A 19,809-nucleotide genomic window follows, 5' to 3' on the forward strand; every position below is an offset into this window, starting at 1 on the left:
TCATGGCTGAACGCAAGAACCGGCGGGCGTCCCGACCGGCGCCTGAGGGCGTCGATCCGCGCCCCTCTGAACAGCCGATCACGGAGAAAGCTGGCGAAGATCGTCCCGAGGCGTGGGGCGATGCTCCCGCAGCGCGTGCTCGTTCTGCGTCGGAGGAACAGCTGCTGCGGGATCGTCCGCCGCACTGGGGGTAGCCGAGACGCGCTCGGCTAGAGCCGCTAGACCGACGACGAAGATGAACCCGAGCTGCTCGGGCGTGAGTCGGTGCGGTAGAAGCCGGAGCCGTTGAAAGTCACACCAATCGACGACCCGAAAACCTTGCGCAGCTTGCCGCCGCACTCGGGGCACTCGGTGAGCGCAGCATCAGAGAACGACTGGTAGGCGTCGAAAGCGTGCTCGCAATCGGCGCAACGGTAAGCATAGGTTGGCACGCCTTGAGTTTAGCGCGTCTCGCTGGGTGGCCGTGATCCGACCTCACTCGTGCCTCCCGCGGGCGCGAATCGCAGCACGCGATGCTCGGTCACGGCACCCGCGATCGGCGCATCGTGCGGCTCGACCGGCACCGCTTCAAACACCTCATCGTCAAACACCACCGCAAAGACGGGCGGCGGATCGGCGAGACCAGCAAGACAGCGGTCAAAGAACCCTCGGCCCCAGCCAAGCCTGTTGCCGTCAGTATCGATGCATGAGGCAGGGATGAGCATGAGATCGGTCTCTTGGGGAGCAGTCGACGGCAGCACATCGCCAACGGGCTCGGGGATTCCAAAGGCCCCGGGCGCGAGTCCGCCGTCGGGTGCCGTTGTCAGGACGCCCCAGTCCATGTGGCCGTCCTCACGCACACGGGGGAGCAGCACCTCAATCCCCTGCGCAAGCGCCCAGGAGTTGAACCCTGCGGTAGAAGGCTCGTCACCGACACTCACGAAGCTGGTTACGCGGGTGACCGGCGCCTTCCGCGATACCGTGAAGTCGCGCACGAGGCTGATGAGGGATTCGGTATGGGCGGATCCGCGCCTCGAATGGGCAGCTAGCCCCGACCGCGCGGCTAGCCCCGACCGCGCCGCACGCTGCGTACGCACGCGGGCACGGAGCGCACGCTTCTCATCAGCGATCGAGGAAGTCATACGCATGAGCCTAGCCTTGACTACGGGTGTAGGAACTGACGAAATCAGCCTGCTTCGGCAGAATCTCGGAGGCGGAGCGTTAAGCTGTGCGTTATGACTGAAACCCGAAACGTAAACGCGAAGCGCGTCGTGAAGGCAGTGATTCCTGCGGCTGGCCTTGGCACGCGGTTCCTCCCGGCAACGAAGGCGATGCCGAAAGAGATGCTGCCGATCGTTGACAAGCCCGCGATTCAGTACGTCGTCGAGGAGGCCTCAGAGGCCGGACTGACCGATGTGCTCATCATCACCGGTCGTAACAAGAACAACATCTCGAACCACTTTGATGGCGTCCCCGAGCTCGAGCGTGCGCTCGAGAAGAAGGGCGATGCGAAGAAGCTTGAGAAGGTCAAGCAGTCGAGCGAGCTCGCCGAGGTGCACATGCTGCGCCAGGGTCAGCCCCTTGGCCTCGGTCACGCGGTCGGCCGCTCACGCTGCCACGTTGGCGACGAATCGTTCGCCGTGCTGCTCGGTGATGACCTCATCGATGCGCGCGATACGCTCCTCACCCGCATGGTTGAAGAGCACGATGCACGCCAGGCAACCGTGATCGCGCTCATGGAGGTTCCTGAGGAATCGATCCACCTGTACGGTTGCGCCGCGGTCGAGCCAACCGACGATCCCGACGTTGTGCGGATCACCGATCTTGTCGAGAAGCCCAGCCGTGAAGAGGCTCCCTCGAACCTGGCAATCATTGGTCGCTACGTGTTGCGTCCCGAGATCTTCGACGTGATCGACGGTCTTGAGCCCGGCCGTGGCGGCGAGTACCAGCTCACCGACGCGCTCAACGTGCTTGCACAGGGCGGCGGCGAAGCTCCCGTGTACGGCGTCGTGTTCCGTGGTCGTCGCTACGACACCGGTGACCGCGCTGACTGGATCAAAGCGAACGTGTTGCTCGGTGTTGACCACGATGAACTCGGTGGCGAGCTTCGTGACTGGATCATCGATTTCGCGGATCGCATCCGCGGCGAGTAGTCACTCCCTCACATGCCTGCATTCCGACCCCGCGTGAAGCCGCCAAGGCTATACGCGGGGTCGGTTGGTTTGCGGGTGATTCTGCCCCGAGACGCCGAACGCATGGGCGACCTCCTGCGAGGAAACCGGTCTTGGCTGCAGGAGTGGGAGGCGACACATCCCGAGGGCTACTCGGTCGCGCCCGGATCCACCCCCTATGGCCCAGTCATCAAGTCGATGCGTCAAAATCTGCGCACTGGCACCGGTATTCCTTGGGTGATTACCTACAACGACGAAGTGGTTGGCCAACTCAATGCCTCCGAATTGAGCGGGGGCGCACTCCGTTCGGGACAGCTCGGATACTGGATTGCCGAAGGATATGCAGGAAAAGGCATTGTTCCAACTGCGGTCGCGCTTGCAATGGATTATCTCTTCGACATCTGGGGCCTCCACCGGGTCGAAATCTGCATCAGGCCAGAAAACGCGGCGTCACTTCGGGTCGTAGAAAAGCTCGGTATGCGGTACGAGGGATGTAGACAGGCGTATATACACATTGGTGGGCAGTGGCGCGACCACGAATCCTTTGCAATCACTCGTGAAGAGCGAGAAACAACGATGCTCGAACGGTTGCGTCGGTAGATTATTCGACGACGACTGTGGGCGACTCGCCGATCCGCGAATTTTCCTCGGCGCGCCACGAGACACGCCGGTCTAAATCGGCATATGGTTAGCCCATGAGTGGCGGTGCGCTAGGCGGTGGAATGATCTTCGTGATCATTGCAGTGCTCTGGGCTGCTGTTTTGGTGCCAGGGTGGAACCGACGTCGCGAATTCAAAGCTGCAGAGCGGAATGCGTTCCGACTGCAGCGAACGCTCCGCGTGCTTGCCGAAACCATGGAAATGCCAGAAGAGATGCGCATCGAGGCCACTGCGAAAGAGGCCCTCGCGCACGAGAAGCTGCTGCGCTCTGAGAAGAAGCGTGAAGAAGCTGAACGGAATGCCGAGCTGGCAGAGGCACGCGCCGCGCAGGTGCGTGCCGAGATCCGCGCCCAGCAGATGCAGCGCAAGCAGGCTGCGACCCAGCGGGCGGCTCGTCTGAGCAAGCCCGGCGTGCGTCGCGTGCGCTCGCTCGCTGCGCTCATCTCGCTGCTTGGCGTCGTCGCCTCGTTCGTGAGCATCGGCCTGCTGTTTGCAGGCGCGGGTGCTGTACCTCTGATCTGGTCGCTGCTTGGGCTTTCGCTCGGTGCTGGTGCGTTGGTGCTGCTCGCCCCTGGGCGTGCGCGACTTGCACCGATCGCTGCTGAGGCGCTTCCTGAAGAGGCTGTTTCGCCGGTCGTCGCTGAAACCGTCGAGGCTGAAGCCTCCTCGGTCGCGGCCGACGATACTGCCGCAACCGAGGCTCACAATGCGGCCCAGCGTGCTGCTGCCGAACGCATTGCGCGTGCTCGCTCGATGGCCCGTGCGCGTGCGTCGCGTACCAGTGCACAGCCTCGCATGGAGAATCAGCCTGACTCGATGCTGCTTCGCGAAGCTCGCGAGCAGGTTGCACGCGAGCAAGGGCTCGCTCGGGCGGGTGCGAAGATCCCTGATGAACGTCCGGTGACTGCGCAGATTGCCGAGCAGAAGAGCGAAGAGGCCGCGGCTGATTCTATGTTTGCCCGCTACGAGCAGCAGGCTTCATCGAAGAACACTCAGAAGAAGAGCCCGTTCAGTGAGATGGGGCGCGTCGGCGATACCGCCGAGGGCATGCCTGACCTCGACGACGTGCTGCGCCGCCGCCGCATCAGCTAGCTCGGCGCCTGGCAGCCCGCGGTCGCTAGCCCGCGGCGCTGTTGCTGCGCTGTTTCCGCTGCTGTTTGCTTCGTGCTTCGTGCTTCGTGGTTCGCTGCGCACTTGGCGAGCTTCTCTAGCCCTCCGTCTAGAGTTTCGACCTTGCTCTGCACGAATTGGCGCAATTCATGCAGAGCAAGGCCTGATCTCAAGGTTTGGGCAGGTGGAGGGAGGGCCGGGCAGCGGGCAGCCGGGAGCGCGCCGAACACTGCCGCGGAGTCCACATACGAGGAACGGCCGGTTACCACGGCATCCTCGGAAGGATCCGCGTGTAACCGGCCGTCTGCACCGTATGTAGGCCTGAAACTCACAGGCCTTGGGGGGACTAGGGGCGGGAACTGGTCAAGGAGTCGTCAGCCCCTGGCTCGGCAGAAGCATCACCGGCAGCCACTGCATCAGCCTCAGCCATGGCCTCAGCCCCGACAACACCCTCAGCCTCGGCACGAACCGCCTCAACAGGCGCATCGCTCTCGCGCCGCAGCAGCTCGAGCGCCACCAAGAACACCACGAGCGAGACAACAGCGGTCCAAATGCTCGCTCCGCGTACCGGGCGGTCCATGAACACGAGCAGCGTCGCGACGAGCACGGCCGCAATGTAGAGCGCGGTATGCCACTGCTGCACAAAAACACCGAAGGAGCGCGTGTGCATTCCATGCCGGTCCATGGCGCGCCGCACGGCGCCGAAACCTGCGTCGAGCATGCCACGCAGCTTGCGAGCGAACTTCGCCCCGCTTGCAAACCAAGCGCCGACGGCGATGATCACACTGAGCATGACGAGTGCCATTGTGGTTGACGAAATGAAGGTCGTCACCTGAGTAAATACAGCCTCAGCGGTTCTGATGGGCATGACCGACGGAGACAGCGTCGCGATAAACACCTCGCGCCCGATGCCGATACCAGCGGCCAACGTGAGGAACGAGATCGCGAGTCCGACACCTGCCCACGCGAGCGCACGCATACGATGACGCGCAATGATCACACCGGCGATGATGCCGATGAGTACGACCCAGGGGAACCAGCTTCCTGCGACAACAGTGGCGTTATGGAGGGTGCGGATTGTCACCAGCGAATCGGCCGAGAACAGTGGAATCGACTGATCCACCTCTGGAATTGCTGAGGCAAACCCGAATCCTTGGTCAATGAGCATCGCCTTCACCTCAGTGATGACCTCGCGAAGGCTGAGCGACATCGTGCCGTCCTGCTCGAGTTGCAGCATCGCATTCGGGTCACCCTGGATGAGTGCAATCGCTTGGGTGTGACCCTGGCGCAGCGTCATCTCCCACACCTGGCTGAACTGGTCAGACTTGATGACTTCGGTGACGCCAGAACGCAGCATCGAACGAATGCCGTCAGCTGCCGGGCCGCTCAAGAGCGGGATGATCATTTTGGTCTGCTCGGGGAGTCCGAGATCAGCGACACCGGTGAAGACATCCTTGACCATGCCATCGATGTCGACGTTCTCTTCGACCGCAATCATGACCTGATCGGTGATGTATGACTGCACGTGCGGGTTCTCGGCGAGCGGAGCGAAGGTCGCAGTGAACCGGTCAGTGTCGATGAGCTGCGAGCGGGCCCAGGTGCTGAGCAGCGCGACAGGAGCAAAGACGACACCGAGCACAATCAGCACTGCCGAGAGCGCACTGATGCCTCGACGCGCGGCCTTTCCAGTCCCCGACGACTTCTGAGTACCCGTGGTGCGGGGTGCCGTCTTCTGGAGTTGCTGGTTCTCTGCTTCGAGATCCGCGACCCTGGCACGCAGTGCCCGAAGTTCGTCGTCTGAGGTGGTGAGTGGCTGTGTCATCGAGTGCCTTCCTGCGCTGCGCTGCAACGCCTATGCACTAATAATGACCTAGTTTTGGAAGAGTCGGTATGCCTCAGCATGTGAAAGTTGGCCCCACTGCGGGATTACACTAGCTCAGTGACGTTTAACGTATGGCTTTCCTTACTCGCCGCTGTCATCGTCATTAGTTTGACTCCCGGTGCAGGGGCCATCAACACGATGGCGAATTCGATGCGCGTCGGTTGGCGCGGAGCGATCTGGGGCATCATCGGCCAGCAGCTTGCGTTGCTCACCCACGTCATTATTGTGGCGGCTGGCGTTGGGCTCATCGTTGCGAGTTCGCCAGTACTGTTCACGGTGATCCGATATGCGGGCGCGGCCTACTTGGCCTATCTCGGCGTGCGATCAATCTTCACGAAGCCGACCGAGACAGAGGCCGCCAAGACGCAGGCCAGCATGACGCGTCGCGCGATGATTTGGCAGGGGTTCTGGGTGAACATCCTGAATCCCAAGGCCATTGTGTTCTTTCTCGCGTTTATTCCACAGTTTGTGCGCGCGGATCAGCCCCAGCTTTTGCAGTACGCCATCATCATCGGCACGTGCGTTGTTGCTGATGTTTGCATTATGTGGGGATTCTTCGCGATAGTTGCAAAACCGTTCAGTCGTTTCTCGCGCACGGTGAAGGGACAGCGGGTGCTGAACACGGTATTCGGTGCGCTCTTCGTAGCGGTCGCCGTGCTGCTGCTGTTCGTGCACTGATCAGTTCGGCGCAGAAACGCGGGGCGTGTCAGAACGTAACTTCGTCACCCACACGGATCACTCCGCCGGTCGTCGTTACCCCAGGTTCACCCATGGGCAGCAGGAAACGACCGAGGGTTGGCTCCGTCATACCCAGTTGCTGCGTGAACGCGGTCAGCAGTTTGGCGTCACGCACCCCGGTGTCAGGATTGCAGTGGGTTGCGAGGCAGCGCACGATGTTTTTGTCGGTGTTGAACGTCACATCACCGATGCGTACGTTGCCGTCCCAGCTGAGTTCGGTGCGCGGATCAACACCGGCGATCACGACATTCGAGCGGAAGCGACGGTCGTCAACCTCCGGCTCAACGCAGGCGGCAATCTCAGCGACGCTCGCCTCGCTGTGGACTGAAATATAGCCGCGGGAGCTGTCTTGGAAGCGAGAGGTCTCGCCGTCACCGACGAGCACGAGCGGGAGCCTTCCTGGCTTTTCGAGACGGCGAGCTTCTGGCGAAGCGAGCACGAACTCTGTGATGGCTGCGGTGAGCTGGTCTCGGCCAGCGGGATCAAGGCCTGCTTCGACGAGTTCGGTGCTGCCTTCGGTGATCCGCACTCGTTTGGCCTGTTCGTCGTATGACAGTGAGAGGCGTGCGAGCGTAGGGAAGTCCTGGAGCGAGAGGCCTTTGCTCTTCGACCAGTAGTCGCGACCGTCTTTGTGCTCGGGTGTGGTGGCATCGCCAAAGCGGAACGTGAGCACACGGTCTCCAGCGATGCGCCCGTCTGGCTGCACGGTGAGCTCTGAAAGCGATTCAGCAGTGAATCCTTTGACCGGGAACCGATAGAGCGCGACAACACTGGGCATGGGTTCATCCTTTCACGAGAAAGCTGACCTGGCACGTGTTTTCAAGGCAGCGGTACCCGGGGAAATGTCGGTCGGGTGACAGTCGCGGCCAATACTTCAATGCACCAGCTTGTTACCCCTGAAGCTGAAACACTGCTGCGGCCGAGCCAGTGCCGAGCGCAATGTCGGCCAGTGTCTTTCCGATTGCTGGGACGAACTTGAAGCCTTCGCCAGCGAAGCCGGCGCCGAAAGTGATTGATCCGCGCCGATCGAGGATGAAGTTGCCTTCTGCTGAGGTCGTATAGGTGCAGCTGATCTCAGTTGCCGATTTGGGGTCAAGTCCAGGGAAGTAGCGGGTGATGTGTGCACGCAAGGCATCGCGGTTACGCTCGCTGCCGCGGAAAGCACGAGCATCGGGATCTACTTCGTCACCCGTGCAGTGAAAACCGACCTTCACTCCCTCACCGGGGGTGAGCATGCCGTACACATCGCCGGTGCCGGTCTCGGGATGCGCCGAAATGAGGTGGTTGAACGAAGGCCAGTCTGCCTCGGCGAACGCGACAGCGGGCTGGAAGTGCGCCGGATGTTCTTCAGTAACGGTGAGCTGGGGGAGCGCAATTTGCGTCCCCAGGAGCTTAGTCGTCCAAGCGCCAACGGTGACCACTGCGCCGTCAGCGGTAAAGTTCAACGTCTCACCGGAGGTGTCTACCGCTGAGACGGAAACGCCTGCCGCTGTCTGCTGCACAGAGGTGACACACATGCCATCACGAAGATCAGCGCCATATGCGACTGCTTGGTCGCGGAGCGCTTCGAGTACCTGTGCTGAAGCGATACGACCGGCTTGATGGCTCAACAAGACGCGATCATCGAACTGAATACCTGGCCATCGACGTGTGGCCTCTTCAGGATCAAGCCATTCGACTGGTGCGCCGCGTGCTGAAAGCTTCTCGAAGACAGGCGTGATCCGCGTATCTGGACCCATCGTCACCAATCCAGCCATCGTCAGCAATTTAGTGCTGCTCGCTGACTCTAGCTCGCGGTACAGCGAGAGCGACAGGTCATAGAGATCAAGGTAGCTGTCATCGAGATACGCATTGTTGAGGTTGCGAGCAGCGCCGTGCGAAGCGCCAAGATCATGACCGAACTCGAACTGCTCAAGCAACAGCGTGCGAACGCCGCGCTGAGCGAGCTGCCATGCGGTCGCAAGACCCATTGCGCCTCCACCGATAACGATCTGTTCGAAGTTCTGCGTCATGCTGCCCAGTGTGTCAGAGACCACTGACATCGTCTGTCGTTATGTACACACGACGTAACTCACGATGAGGCAGGAGCGCGGCTGAGATCTCACTCCCAGGAGCGAGTGGAGAGCACGAGGAGGTAGCCGTCAGGGTCTTGGAAGGTCACGCCATGTTCATCCCAATAGGGATTTCGCGCAGCAGCACGTACTCCACCGGCAGCTTCCACCCGTGCGACAAGATCAGTGTGCAGCCGTACACCTAGCGTCTCTGTGTCGACTCCCGCGCGATGAGCGATGGTGGCTCGGCAACGATGTAGTCGTCGTAGGGACGTCCCTCGGCGAGCGCGATAGCGACTTCGACTGCTTGGCGAGCGAGCGCCTCCGGCTTGAGATCGAGTACGGAAACTGCAGGCCGCGAGGTCATATTTTGCACCGAACCAGACGCCGCGATGAGCATGAGGTCCTCTGGGATGCGGATCCCGCGGCGCGCGGCCTCCGCTTGCACGCCCGCGGCGTGACGACCCGTGAGACAGAAAAGCGCGTCGGGTGCGGTGCCGGTTGTAATGGCATCGTGCTGTTCCGCGGCGGTAGTGCCGAAAAAGTGATCGAGAATGCTCGGGCCTGCGAGCTCGCCGTCACGTTCGGGGGCTGCGAATGTCATCGGCTGCTGGCTACGCGCTGCGCACCACTGCTCGTATTCGGTCTTTGAGAATTGGTTCCACGAGTTGGTGTCGGTGCCGACGACAAGGCCAACTCGTTGTGCCCCTGCCGATACGAGGTGTTCGAGTGCAATCTGCGCCTGTGCATCCTCTTCACCACCAATTGACGGGAACTCGTCTGATCGGGAGAGGTCGACACCGACGGTGACAAACGGGATGTGCATGTCAGTGAGGAACGTGAGAATCGGGTCGTTGTCGAACGGCTCGCTCACGATGTAGGCATCTGCCGCGCGCGTGCTTAGTGAGGCCCCGGGCTTTGAGGGGTCATCAACGAGCATGAGTGAATACCCCTGCTCCATGGCTGCGAGTGAGGCCGCGCCGGTCAGACGGAGGAAGTAGTCAACGCCTTCTGGCAGGTAGGTCTCGAGGTTGTTGAGTGGGCGAAAAATGAGCGCGATGAGCTTGAAGCTAGAGGTGCGGAGGCTGCTCGCGATGGGGTTGGCGTGATACCCGATCTCGGCAGCGGCCGCTTCGATCCGCGCAACGGTCTCGCGGTTCACGACACCCTTGCCATTGAGAGCGTGTGACACGGTCGTTGGAGAGACGCCCGCGGCCTTCGCCACGTCTTTGATCGTCGGTTTACCCTTGCGCTCCACCCTGTCAGCCTACCCGGCGGCCTGTGCATCCGCGCGTTGTGTCTCACCTCAATCGATGTTTATCGAAGTGTTATCCGAGATGTTACCAAATCGATTTTACAAAATCGATTTGGGTGTTACGATCCTGTTCGGGTCTTAACGTCGAGCTACCGCACGACTTCGAGAGATTCAATGACGAAACTTCGAATAAGGAGAAACCTCGTGAAGCACACGAAAATCCACGCAACAATCGCGCTTGTTGCGGTTGCTGGCCTCGCGCTCACCGGCTGCTCGCGCGGCACGGAGGCTGCAGGCGGCGGCGCAGAAGACAACCTGCTGCAGACCACTCCCGCACCGGTTGGTGAGATGGACAAGATCACCTGGAACTCGGCATACGGCGAGCTTGCCTCGCTTGACCCGATCAAGGCGTTCAACTATCCAGAGAACACGATCGTGTCGAACGTGTGTGAGTCGATGTTCCTGCTCCAGCCTGACTTCACGGTCACACCGAACCTCGCAAAGAGCGGTGAAATGTCGGATGGCGGCAAGACCTGGACCTTCGACATTCGTGACGACGTGAAGTTCTGGGATGGCAACCCCATGACCACCGAAGACGTGCTCTTTAGCTTGCAGCGCCACCTGGACCCCGACGAGGGAAGCTACATGGCTTCAAGCTTCGACAAGGTCACGAGCATCGAAAAGACCGGTGATTGGGAAATCACCATGCAGCTCAGCGAGCCAAACACCGTGCTCGACCAGAGCCTTGCGACCGGTCTTGGCACCGTCGTAGAAAAGGCACACCGCGAGGCGGCTGGAGCAGACTACGGCAACCCGAGCGCAGGTGTCATGTGCACCGGACCCTTCTCGTACACCCCGGGTGACTGGAAGCAGGGGCAGTCGATCACCCTGAAGAAGAACGAGAGCTACTGGAACGCTGAGAAGAGCGCACACGCGAAGGCAGTTGAGATTGGCTTCGTGGTGGATCCCACGGCAATCGCAACCGGCCTGAAGAGCGGTGACATTCAGGGTTCGTACGACGTTCCGCTCCCGGCGCTCGGTGAGCTTGCGAGCAGCACTACCGGATCGATGTACTTCGGCGAAGGCATGCAGATCATGGCGATCATCTCGACCGGCAATGGCGCATTCGGTGACGCCGCCGTACGTCGCGCACTGACCCGCGCAACCGACCGCCAGGCCGTTGCTGACACCGTCTACGAAGGAACCGGCCAGCCTTCGCGTTCGATCGTGCCGCAGGGTCCTTGGAACCGCTACCCGGATGTCGCTGAGTTGCGCGACGAAAAGCTCCCTGACCTGAGCTTCGACGTCGAGGCCGCAAAGGCCGAGTTGAAGGAAGCCAAGGCTGATCTTTCGCAGCCCATCAAGATTGCCTACCCGAGCGAGCGTAGCTTCTACGCTGACATTCTCAACGAGATGGCGAACGGTGCAAAGGAACTGGGTCTCACCCTCGAACCTGTCGGCGTACCCTCGGCACAGTTTGGTGCATTCTTCTCTGACCCCGAGGCTCGTAAGGGCTTTGATGGCTTCGTCACCACGAACTACCTGAGCTCGCCCTCACCCATCACCCACCTCGCCAACGTTGCCTACACCGGTAGCGAGCAGAACTACGGTGGCTTCTCGAACCCCGCGATCGATGAGGCAATTGATCAGGCACGCGCGGCGGCGGATCCCGCAGAACAGGCGAAGCTCACCGTTGAGGCCGAGGCCCTCGTCATGCAGGAACAGCCTTGGGTACCGATCAACGACCTCTCGGTTCGTATGTACATGAACGAGGCGATCACCGGTGCACCCGCATCGTTCGTCTACCTCTACTACCCGTGGGCTGCTGATCTCGGCGCAGCCGAGTAGTTCACCCATCCCCACTGGAAGGGATCGTCCATGATCTATCTACTGCAACGATTCGGTGCGCTCATCGCAGTGCTCATCGTGTCAAGCTTCATCGTGTTCTCCGGGATGTATTTGGCTCCCGGTAGCCCCGAGCAGTTCCTCGTGCAGGGACGCACCGTGAGCCCTGAGGTGCTCGCGTCGATTCGTGCACAGTATGGGCTCGACGATCCCTTCCTCGTGCGGTACTGGCACTGGTTCTCAGGCGTACTGCACGGCGATCTCGGCCGTTCACTCGTGACCCAGCAAGACGTTTCCACCCTCGTCATGTCGCGGCTTCCAACGACGCTGTTCCTTGCAGCGTTTGCCGCGGTACTGATCGTGGTCTTCGGCGTCGGGCTCGGCGTCCTCGCTGCGACTCGATCTGGCGTCTTCGAGAAGATCGTCGTTTTCGGTTCAAACCTCGGGTTTGCGGTGCCGACCTTCTTCGCAGCGCTCATCCTCATGTTCCTCTTTGCCTCAAACCTTGGTTGGTTCCCGGTCTCGGGGTCAGGCGAAGGGTTCACTGACAGGCTGTGGCACCTGACATTGCCAGCTTTTGCGCTTGCGCTTCCCGGAATCTCGGTGGTGTCACGTATCACCCGAACGGCGGTGCGTGAAGAACAGGGCTCCGAACACGTGGTGATGGCAATTGCGCGAGGCGTGCCAAAGCAACTTGTCTTGTGGCGACATACGATCCGCAACTCGATGCTCCCCGTATCGACCGTCATCGGCACGCAGATTGCTGGCTTGCTTGCAAGCGCGTTTGTCATCGAATACGCGTTCACGCTTGATGGCATCGGCTCTCTGCTTGTGAACTCGGTGCAGAAGAAAGACTTCGCGGTCGTGCAGGCGATCGCGCTCATCATGGTGCTTGCTTTCGGCATCATCAACCTCATTGTTGACCTGCTCTATGCAGTGATTGATCCGCGAGTTCGCGTGAGCAAGGGAGCCACACGATGACTCAATCGAAATTCACCCGTCAAGCAACAACGAATACTGCAACGCAAGACACCGTCGCGGTGCAGCTGATCCGCAAACATCGCAACGATGTTCCGGTCACCGGCTGGCGCGTGCTGGCCAAGCGGCTCGGTCCGGTCGGAATCGTCTGCCTCGGCATCATTGCGCTGGTGATTCTTGCTGCACTGCTTGCCCCGGTGCTTGCACCCTACGATCCGTATGAGGGCAGCATCACCGCACGTCACGAGCCCATGAGTCTCACGCACCTGCTGGGCACCGACCAGTCAGGGCGCGACATTCTCTCGCGGATCATGTGGGGTGCACGGACGAGCCTCATCGGGCCATTCCTCGTGATCATCATCACGGCTGTGCTCGCAACCATCCTCGCGCTGACCGCCGTGTGGTTTGGTGGCAAGGTCGACGCGCTCATCAGCCGCGTGCTCGACATTCTTTTCGCGTTCCCAAACATGCTGCTCGCAATCCTTGCGGTCGCAATCTTTGGGCCTTCGCTCGTGACCGCTTCCATCGCACTCGCCATTGGCTTCACGCCCTACTCAGCCCGCGTGATCCGCTCGGTCGCGTTGCGCGAACGGAACCTGCCCTATGTCACCTCGGCGCAGCTCCAGGGCATTTCGGGTTTCATTATTACTGTCCGGCACATCTTGCCGAACGTGCGCACCCAGATCCTTACCGGCATGACGATCAACTTCGGCTACGCGATGATCGAACTCGCAGCGCTCTCATTCCTCGGCCTCGGTGTGCAGCCGCCCGAGCCTGACTGGGGCCTCATGGTCTCGAACGGCCAGGCATCGCTCCAGCAGGGCTTCTGGGAGCAGAGCATCTTTGCGGGTCTCGCAATCGTGCTCACCGTCGCCGCATTTGGTTACGTCGGCGAGCAGCTGGGTGGCCGACGAGCAGCAGGAAGGACTCGATGATGCTCGAACTTACAGACCTGGTACTGACGGTGACCGATCCCGAGACCGGACGCGAAACCGAGATCCTGCACGGCAACTCATTTGCCCTTGCACAGGGCGAATCGCTCGGCTTGGTCGGCGAATCCGGCTCGGGCAAGTCGATGACGCTGAAGTGCATTCTTGGGATCGAACCAGCTGGCGCTCGGGTTGAGGGTCAGATCTCGCTGGGCGGTACCGACCTCTTGTCGTCAAGCGGCGAAGAGCTGCGGCGGATCCGCGCAAACGATCTTGCGCTCATTGCACAGAATCCGCACGGTGTACTGAACCCGGTCCTTCCGGTCGGGAAGTTTCTCGTCGAAGGAATGAGCGACGCACGTTCAATGCCGCGTGCAGAGGCCCAGGAACGCGCAGCCCAGCTGCTGCGCGAGGTAGGCATCACCGACACCGATCGAGTGCTGCGCTCTTACCCGCACGAGCTTTCGGGCGGCATGCTGCAGCGCGTAGTGATTGCGGGTGCGATGTCAGGTCAGCCGAAGCTGCTGCTCGCCGACGAACCGACGACCGCACTCGATGTGACGACGCAAGCTGAAGTCGTTGCGATCCTCGACGAAAAGCGTCGTGAGCACGGCATGTCAATGATCTTCGTGACGCATGATCTTGATCTTGCCGCTGCGGTTTGCGACCGGCTCGCGGTGATGCGTGACGGCGAGATTCTCGAGATCGGCACTCCCGAAGAAATCCGAGACAACCCGAAGACCGAATACACCCGTGCGCTCATGGCTGCACGTCCGATGCTGTACCCCGAAGACGGACCGCAGCCCGAAACCACACAGACTGACACTCGTGCCCCGGGGGAGGCCCGCTCATGACGAACGAACCGATCATTGAGGTCGAGCACCTGGCACGCACCTTCCACCTGAGTCGAACCTCAAGCGTCGCTGCGCTTGACGATGTCTCCTGCACCCTCCGCGCAGGTACCTGCCTTGCCGTTGTTGGCGAATCTGGCTCAGGCAAGTCGACGCTTGCTCGTGTGATTGTCGGCCTCGAATCGGCAGACTCGGGTTCGGTCAAGATCGCGGGTGGAGCCGTCTCGCCTACGACCGCTCGACGCGAGCTTCGTAAGCGCGCAAAACTCGTGCAGATGGTCTTCCAAGATCCACAGGGATCGCTCAACCGATCGCTCCCGGTGAGCGCAACTATCGATGAAATGCTGCGTGCGCACCGACCAGACCTTGACCGTGCCGGACGAAGGGCTCGCGTACTTGAGCTCTTTGCCGAGGTTGGTCTCACTGAGCGGCATGCCGATGCAAAACCGTCTGCGCTTTCTGGTGGGCAGAAGCAGCGCGTGGCAATTGCGCGAGCGCTCGCCGCAGAACCGCAGATCATCGTGCTCGACGAAGCTGTCTCTGCACTCGACGTTTCAGTGCAGGCGCAGGTGCTTGATTTGCTTAAGCGTTTGCGCGCCGATCACGGACTTTCGTATCTCTTCATCACGCATGACCTCTCGGTCGTCCGCGACATCGCAGATGACGTGGTCGTGATGCGGAGCGGAAAGATCATCGAGCGAGGCACCGTTGGGGAAGTTCTGGACGATCCGCAAGAGCCGTACACGCAGCTCCTGATTGCATCCGCGCCGAGGCCTGGATGGAAGCCGCAACGCAGTTTGCGGGCCGCAATGTTGCAGGCCGAAGAAGCTAGCGCCTAGGGACGCTTGCCCGCGTCGCTCATGCGGCCCGGGAACACTTTCTCTGCGCTGAACACCGCGAACCGGAGGCCGGACCGGCCCTACCGGTGTTCAGCGACGCCCTCTCTCACTACTGACATAAGAAATGAAGGACATCATGAGCCACGAAGCAGCACGCCTGCACCTCGATATTGCGGGAGCAACCCATCATGCGGTGGGTACAGCTCGCGGTGAAGCGCTGCGCGCAACGCTTGCTGGTGCATACGCGAAGTATGCCGAACTCTTCAGGCTGCTGGGTATCACTGCCGAGATGGAGCGCGACGGGGTGCGCCGCGTACTCACCGCGCTTGGTGAATGGAAGCCAGAGCTCGTCGAAGAGATGTCAGGTATCGCAGCCGGCGCGGGGGTGACCCTCGAACAGGTGACAGCCCTGAATGCGCGCACTGAACTGATTGCCCTTGGCCGATCCGCATCACACGAATGCTCGACCTTTAGCGCGACGATTGATGGCACGCCGTACGGGGTACAGACCTGGGACTGGCACGTTGAACTTGATGAGTTCTGGCACACGCACACTGTGACTGGTCCCGGTTACCGGTTTGCCGGTCTCACCGAGCAGGGAATCGTCTCAAAGATCGGCGTCAACGAGGCAGGTCTTGCGCTGCACTTCAATATCTTGGGCCATGCTGCAGACGGCCCTGACGGGGTTCCCATGCACGTGCTCTCGCGGGCGGTGCTGTCATCGTGTGCGACTGTTGAGGAAGCAATTGCATTCGTTCGCGCGGCACCCATTGCTTCGTCGTCTGCGTTTACCCTCATCGATGCGGATCAGTCGGTCACGCTCGATATCAGCCCAGTGGGTGTGTTCGTGATCGAGGCGGTTGGTGGATCGGTGCAGCGCACGAATCACTTCCAGCACGAAACCCCGTTGGCCGAACAGAAGAGTGAAGTGTACGAACCCGACTCATCTGCACGCCTCGCACTCGTGCGCGAACGTCTTGCTGCTGGCGCCCCGACTGACCTTGCAGAGATGGTGCGTGTGCTGCTTACCGATTCAACACAGCCACCGCTGACGTGCGTTGCCGACATGTCGAAGCAGTATGGCGAACGCTGGGCGACACTTGCGACAGTGATCACCGATCCTGTGCACCGCGAGATTCGCGTGCTCGACGGCATGCCTACTGACGCAGAAACCGGCGAGTGGCGCGTGCTGAGCGTGTAGCGCGTACCTGGGTGAGGGGGAGTCCTCACTTGTGGCTGGAGGGGTACCATGCGTTGGTTCGCGCGGTGCCCCTTTCTGCATTGAAAGTTGACCGTCTGATCGCTGGTGAAGTCGTGGTGCCCCCGCACGGGCTCGAACCGTGGACCCAAGGATTAAAAGTCCTTTGCTCTACCAACTGAGCTACAGGGGCAACGTTGGAAAGTATATCGGAATCCGAGTGCGAAATTTTGACGGTGACTGTGGGTGAGTGTGGCAAGGCAATAGGCGGACGTATTCGCAGCACATTCGAGCCGATTTCGTTGGTGTTTTCCTCCGGGCTGCATGTCCGTTTATGCGGTCAATACTGAACGCATACGACGGCTTTGGAAATTCCATGAGTTGGGCATTTTTTACCTGGTGTCAGGATAAATGTGTATGTAGCTTTTTCTATGACACACGTGTGTGACAAATCTGTCGCGCTGCACAAGTAACAAAGGGGAGAAGTGTGAAGGCGAAAACACTGGCCGGGGGCGGTCTTGTGCTTGGGCTACTCGTTGCAGGCATGGTTCCTGCAACAGCGCAGGCTGTAGAAGACCGTGCAGGCTGTTCCGCAACCGCTGTGCCCTTGTGCGCAAATGCAGCTCAGCAGACGCTTCGAGTCACTCTCGCCGATGACTCCGAAGACGAAGGATCATTGCGTTGGGCGTTTGAACAGGCTGAGCACGACGGCGGCATCACCGAGATTCTCGTGGCTGAGGGGCTCGTGATTGAATCCTCCGGAGACATTCCTTTTGTTGGCGGAGTGCGCCTTATCGGTGAGGGCGAAAAGGGTGCGACGATCCGCGCAATTAATGAAGACGCGAGCGCGCTGCTGACTTCTGAGTGGCGAGGCGACAATCTCGAATTCTCTGATCCCGTGCACATTGAGAATATGACTTTTGAGGCCCTTGAGCCAGAGATGGCCGGAGTGCAGCTCAGCCAAGGCGTGAGCACCGTTGGCGTTTACGACTCTGAGTTTGTCGGTTTTCGGACGAGCGGTCTTACGGTAGTCCCGGCTGATGATGCGCTCACCAACATTGAGGTAATCGGAAGTCGTTTTGCGAACACCCGGGAAGGTGGCGAAGCAGGACTCTACCTCGTGAACGAGGACTCGGAAACGAATGTCCTCGTGCGTGGTTCAACGTTTGAAGACAACGCAGGCACGGGCTTAGCTATTGATTCGACGATTGCTGGTACTCCGGGCAAGCATGCGACAGCCACTGTTGAAAACTCTCAATTCCTGAGAAACGGGTCGGGCGATGATGCAACTGCCGGGATGAGTGTTTTTGGTGTGCGGCTGGACGAGGAGCAGCCGGGGGAACAGCTCTCTGAGCCGTTCGTCACCGTCCGTGATTCCCTCTTTGACGGAAATCATGGCCAAGAAGCCGGTGGACTCAGGCTCCCAGATATCAACGTTGAGGTGTCTGGTTCGCTCACAGGTACCCTGGTCGACGTCACTGGAAATACGTTCGTTAATAACACCAATGACTCTGGTGTTGGGGGAAGCGAGATGACGCTCCCTACAGTGTTCTCGTACGATCTGGAAGCGGCGAGCGGGCAGCCAACGCCGCTGTGTTCGGATTTGGCCTCAGTCGCCGTGCGTAACTCAACGTTCTCGAACTCAACCGGAACTCAGCCGGAACTCAGCCGGCTGTGTCGATCGGTAATGTTGAATGTGGATCGGTTGAGCTCTTGCACGACACCTTTGTAGGGGCTGGCGCTGCCTTCACTGGGCCGTTCGCGGACGCTCAGGTTTCGCTCACGAACACAGCGTTTGATACTGCTCAAGAACCCCTCCAGGCTGCATCCATCGCAGGCCTCAGCCTGAAGGAATCACACGTCGCATACACGACGGCCCCTGCGGCTCTCGCCGCCGGTGACGGACGAGTGGTGGCGACGAGTAAAGAGTTCGCACTTGGTGCGCTTGGGCTTGCTGGTGGGTCGACTCCAGTACATGTTCCTGGACTGATCGTTGGTGAGAAGCCCGAACGGCTGTCTGTGATGATCAATGCAGCTGAGCCTTCCGAGCTGACGCTCGATCAGCGAGGCTCAGCGCGTTCGCAGGCAGGATGGATCGGTGAAGCGGTGCAGCCTGACATCGGTGCAGTTGAGGCTGACCCGCGGAAGAAGCCGGACGCACCAATCGATCCGATCGACCCGGTAGATCTGGTCGATCCGGTAGATCCGGTCGATCCGATTGATCCGGTGAAGCCGGAGCCGGTCAAGCCCGCAGTGGTCAAGCCAGGGAACCTTGCGCACACCGGCGCTGCCACGGGACCGACCGCCTGACTAGTACTGGGTGGCATCGTGGTGCTCGCTGGTGGGTCGCTGCTCGTTGCACGTCGATTCTTGAACAAGAAGGATGACGCGAATATCTAAGCAGTAAGAAGAAGGGCCGGAAACACGTCGTGGTGTCCGGCCCTTCTTTGTTTCTGAAACAGGCGCGACTTTTGATGGCTGAAAGTAGTCAGCCCGCGAAGACCACTGCGCTCACAGAAGCATGGCCACAGGAGTGTGGCAAAAGGTTCAGCTTCCCTCCAGCTCGTGGTCGAGAAGTTCGGGTTATGCTTGACGCCGCTGCTCGCAGATGATGAGCAGCACGGAACCCCTGAGGAGCTGCGTGACCCGAGAATTTCAGAAGCCAATGATTCAACCGAACCATGCGTTCAACTGGGTTGTGGGAGCTGACGATCCGGGACGAGCGAACCAGCTTGCACATGACTCATCGTGGGCGCTGTTGCATCGCGTGCAGGAGCACGCTGATCCCGTGGTGGTAGACCGGGTACTGCAGGTCGCAGCTAGTGACGGGATCAGTGATCTCGCCGAGCTGTGGTCTTCGCAGAGCACACATACGCTCGCGGGCGTGCTGTGGCGACTCTTCTTGTTGCGCCGGGTCGTCGCTGCAGATGCTGAGATGACTGCGGAGCTGTTTCGCCGCGGAGCTGCGCGAATCGGCACGATTGATACTGCCGTTGCCGGCGCAGTCGAACCGGTGACCCCCGCGTCGATTACTGAGCTGTGTGACCTGATCTTGCGTGGTGCGTTCGTCGGTGACCTTGGCGATGCACTTGATCGCGCGGTGGCATACGCGAAGATTATGTCGATGGGCGCCGCAGATCTGGCTGACGACCGCGATACTGACAACCCAACCGAGGCTGCGGCTCTCACAGCACGCGCGCTTCGGTACGCGACCATCGGCGCTGAACTTGCGGCAGGTGCCGAACGGTGGCGCTTCGGCGAGCTCGAGTAGTGAGCGGATCGCCCGGTGCAAACTCCCTGCGACGTCTCCGAGTGGCCGCGCTA

General features: G+C 60.4%; 20 protein-coding genes, 1 tRNA gene and 1 pseudogene. 14 read left to right on the forward strand and 8 right to left on the reverse strand.

Annotation, left to right across the window (positions count from 1 at the left end; all coding sequences use genetic code 11):
* Positions 1-2: 2 nt before the first annotated feature.
* Complete coding sequence (locus FW756_RS07510; RefSeq protein WP_188023340.1) at positions 3-194, forward strand: hypothetical protein; 192 nt, start codon at positions 3-5, stop codon at positions 192-194.
* A 30-nt stretch (positions 195-224) separates the two neighbouring features.
* On the opposite strand, the pseudogene FW756_RS07515 reads toward FW756_RS07510, so the two are convergent.
* Positions 225-431, reverse strand: a pseudogene (locus FW756_RS07515) (FmdB family zinc ribbon protein); the annotation flags it as partial.
* Between the two features lie 9 nt (positions 432-440).
* A complete protein-coding gene (locus FW756_RS07520) occupies positions 441-1,121 on the reverse strand; it encodes a 5-formyltetrahydrofolate cyclo-ligase (protein ID WP_446429533.1) in 681 nt (226 codons plus the stop codon).
* 93 nt (positions 1,122-1,214) lie between these two features.
* On the opposite strand from FW756_RS07520, the gene galU reads away from it, so the two are divergent.
* The 3 genes from galU (at position 1,215) to FW756_RS07535 (ending at position 3,901) form a co-directional block, all read left to right on the forward strand.
* Positions 1,215-2,132 carry a UTP--glucose-1-phosphate uridylyltransferase GalU gene (gene galU, locus FW756_RS07525; protein WP_446429534.1) on the forward strand — a complete coding sequence of 306 codons (918 nt, stop codon included), beginning with the start codon at positions 1,215-1,217 and terminating at the stop codon, positions 2,130-2,132.
* A 12-nt stretch (positions 2,133-2,144) separates the two neighbouring features.
* Positions 2,145-2,750 (forward strand): GNAT family N-acetyltransferase, encoded by a 606-nt coding sequence (locus tag FW756_RS07530; RefSeq protein ID WP_446429535.1) that lies wholly within the window; start codon positions 2,145-2,147, stop codon positions 2,748-2,750.
* A gap of 95 nt (positions 2,751-2,845) precedes the next feature.
* A complete protein-coding gene (locus tag FW756_RS07535) occupies positions 2,846-3,901 on the forward strand; it encodes a hypothetical protein (RefSeq protein ID WP_446429536.1) in 1,056 nt (351 codons plus the stop codon).
* Between the two features lie 364 nt (positions 3,902-4,265).
* Here FW756_RS07535 and FW756_RS07540 read toward each other — a convergent pair whose 3' ends face one another.
* Positions 4,266-5,741: a hypothetical protein gene (locus FW756_RS07540; protein ID WP_446429537.1), complete on the reverse strand. Its 1,476-nt coding sequence runs from the start codon at positions 5,739-5,741 to the stop codon at positions 4,266-4,268.
* 117 nt (positions 5,742-5,858) lie between these two features.
* Here FW756_RS07540 and FW756_RS07545 point away from each other — a divergent pair, with 117 nt between their 5' ends.
* Positions 5,859-6,479 carry a LysE family transporter gene (locus FW756_RS07545; protein WP_446429538.1) on the forward strand — a complete coding sequence of 207 codons (621 nt, stop codon included), beginning with the start codon at positions 5,859-5,861 and terminating at the stop codon, positions 6,477-6,479.
* A gap of 28 nt (positions 6,480-6,507) precedes the next feature.
* Here the strand turns inward: FW756_RS07545 and FW756_RS07550 are convergent, their stop codons facing one another.
* From FW756_RS07550 to FW756_RS07565, 4 genes are all read right to left on the reverse strand, one after another.
* Positions 6,508-7,317 carry an MOSC domain-containing protein gene (locus FW756_RS07550; RefSeq protein ID WP_446429539.1) on the reverse strand — a complete coding sequence of 270 codons (810 nt, stop codon included), beginning with the start codon at positions 7,315-7,317 and terminating at the stop codon, positions 6,508-6,510.
* A gap of 112 nt (positions 7,318-7,429) precedes the next feature.
* Positions 7,430-8,551, reverse strand: a complete 1,122-nt coding sequence (locus tag FW756_RS07555) for an FAD-dependent oxidoreductase (RefSeq protein WP_446429540.1) — start codon at positions 8,549-8,551, stop codon at positions 7,430-7,432.
* An 89-nt stretch (positions 8,552-8,640) separates the two neighbouring features.
* Positions 8,641-8,829: a hypothetical protein gene (locus FW756_RS07560; protein ID WP_446429671.1), complete on the reverse strand. Its 189-nt coding sequence runs from the start codon at positions 8,827-8,829 to the stop codon at positions 8,641-8,643.
* On the reverse strand, positions 8,793-9,815 hold the full coding sequence (locus FW756_RS07565; protein ID WP_446429541.1) for a LacI family DNA-binding transcriptional regulator: 1,023 nt from the start codon (positions 9,813-9,815) through the stop codon (positions 8,793-8,795). Before FW756_RS07565 ends, FW756_RS07560 begins: the two co-directional genes overlap by 37 nt.
* Before the next feature lie 234 nt (positions 9,816-10,049).
* On the opposite strand from FW756_RS07565, the gene FW756_RS07570 reads away from it, so the two are divergent.
* The 6 genes from FW756_RS07570 (at position 10,050) to FW756_RS07595 (ending at position 16,488) form a co-directional block, all read left to right on the forward strand.
* Positions 10,050-11,693, forward strand: a complete 1,644-nt coding sequence (locus FW756_RS07570; RefSeq protein ID WP_446429542.1) for an ABC transporter substrate-binding protein — start codon at positions 10,050-10,052, stop codon at positions 11,691-11,693.
* A 30-nt stretch (positions 11,694-11,723) separates the two neighbouring features.
* Complete coding sequence (locus FW756_RS07575) at positions 11,724-12,671, forward strand: ABC transporter permease (protein WP_446429543.1); 948 nt, start codon at positions 11,724-11,726, stop codon at positions 12,669-12,671.
* Complete coding sequence (locus FW756_RS07580) at positions 12,668-13,603, forward strand: ABC transporter permease (RefSeq protein WP_446429544.1); 936 nt, start codon at positions 12,668-12,670, stop codon at positions 13,601-13,603. The genes FW756_RS07575 and FW756_RS07580 overlap by 4 nt, the downstream gene beginning before the upstream one ends.
* On the forward strand, positions 13,603-14,451 hold the full coding sequence (locus FW756_RS07585) for an ABC transporter ATP-binding protein (protein WP_446429545.1): 849 nt from the start codon (positions 13,603-13,605) through the stop codon (positions 14,449-14,451). Before FW756_RS07580 ends, FW756_RS07585 begins: the two co-directional genes overlap by 1 nt.
* On the forward strand, positions 14,448-15,287 hold the full coding sequence (locus tag FW756_RS07590) for an ABC transporter ATP-binding protein (protein WP_446429546.1): 840 nt from the start codon (positions 14,448-14,450) through the stop codon (positions 15,285-15,287). The genes FW756_RS07585 and FW756_RS07590 overlap by 4 nt, the downstream gene beginning before the upstream one ends.
* Before the next feature lie 136 nt (positions 15,288-15,423).
* A complete protein-coding gene (locus FW756_RS07595; RefSeq protein WP_446429547.1) occupies positions 15,424-16,488 on the forward strand; it encodes a C45 family autoproteolytic acyltransferase/hydolase in 1,065 nt (354 codons plus the stop codon).
* A 114-nt stretch (positions 16,489-16,602) separates the two neighbouring features.
* Here the strand turns inward: FW756_RS07595 and FW756_RS07600 are convergent.
* Positions 16,603-16,678 (reverse strand) — tRNA-Lys (locus FW756_RS07600).
* A gap of 294 nt (positions 16,679-16,972) precedes the next feature.
* Here FW756_RS07600 and FW756_RS07605 point away from each other — a divergent pair.
* From FW756_RS07605 to FW756_RS07615, 3 genes are all read left to right on the forward strand, one after another.
* On the forward strand, positions 16,973-18,217 hold the full coding sequence (locus tag FW756_RS07605; RefSeq protein WP_446429548.1) for a hypothetical protein: 1,245 nt from the start codon (positions 16,973-16,975) through the stop codon (positions 18,215-18,217).
* The gene (locus FW756_RS07610) at positions 18,160-18,795 is read left to right on the forward strand and encodes a hypothetical protein (RefSeq protein WP_446429549.1); all 636 of its coding nucleotides are present in this window, start codon (positions 18,160-18,162) and stop codon (positions 18,793-18,795) included. Before FW756_RS07605 ends, FW756_RS07610 begins: the two co-directional genes overlap by 58 nt.
* Before the next feature lie 331 nt (positions 18,796-19,126).
* Positions 19,127-19,756, forward strand: a complete 630-nt coding sequence (locus FW756_RS07615) for a hypothetical protein (protein WP_446429550.1) — start codon at positions 19,127-19,129, stop codon at positions 19,754-19,756.
* The last annotated feature ends 53 nt before the right edge of the window (positions 19,757-19,809 follow it).

The organism is Leucobacter sp. 1207-22, assembly GCF_052850455.1.

Excerpts from the sequence above, each read along its gene's own strand:
- FW756_RS07510 (WP_188023340.1), top strand. The coding sequence starts at position 3 with ATGGCTGAACGCAAGAACCGGCGGGCGTCCCGACCGGCGCCTGAGGGC.
- FW756_RS07520 (WP_446429533.1), bottom strand. The coding sequence starts at position 1,121 with ATGACTTCCTCGATCGCTGATGAGAAGCGTGCGCTCCGTGCCCGCGTG.
- galU (WP_446429534.1), top strand. The coding sequence starts at position 1,215 with ATGACTGAAACCCGAAACGTAAACGCGAAGCGCGTCGTGAAGGCAGTG.
- FW756_RS07530 (WP_446429535.1), top strand. The coding sequence starts at position 2,145 with ATGCCTGCATTCCGACCCCGCGTGAAGCCGCCAAGGCTATACGCGGGG.
- FW756_RS07535 (WP_446429536.1), top strand. The coding sequence starts at position 2,846 with ATGAGTGGCGGTGCGCTAGGCGGTGGAATGATCTTCGTGATCATTGCA.
- FW756_RS07540 (WP_446429537.1), bottom strand. The coding sequence starts at position 5,741 with ATGACACAGCCACTCACCACCTCAGACGACGAACTTCGGGCACTGCGT.
- FW756_RS07550 (WP_446429539.1), bottom strand. The coding sequence starts at position 7,317 with ATGCCCAGTGTTGTCGCGCTCTATCGGTTCCCGGTCAAAGGATTCACT.
- FW756_RS07555 (WP_446429540.1), bottom strand. The coding sequence starts at position 8,551 with ATGACGCAGAACTTCGAACAGATCGTTATCGGTGGAGGCGCAATGGGT.
- FW756_RS07575 (WP_446429543.1), top strand. The coding sequence starts at position 11,724 with ATGATCTATCTACTGCAACGATTCGGTGCGCTCATCGCAGTGCTCATC.
- FW756_RS07580 (WP_446429544.1), top strand. The coding sequence starts at position 12,668 with ATGACTCAATCGAAATTCACCCGTCAAGCAACAACGAATACTGCAACG.
- FW756_RS07585 (WP_446429545.1), top strand. The coding sequence starts at position 13,603 with ATGCTCGAACTTACAGACCTGGTACTGACGGTGACCGATCCCGAGACC.
- FW756_RS07590 (WP_446429546.1), top strand. The coding sequence starts at position 14,448 with ATGACGAACGAACCGATCATTGAGGTCGAGCACCTGGCACGCACCTTC.
- FW756_RS07595 (WP_446429547.1), top strand. The coding sequence starts at position 15,424 with ATGAGCCACGAAGCAGCACGCCTGCACCTCGATATTGCGGGAGCAACC.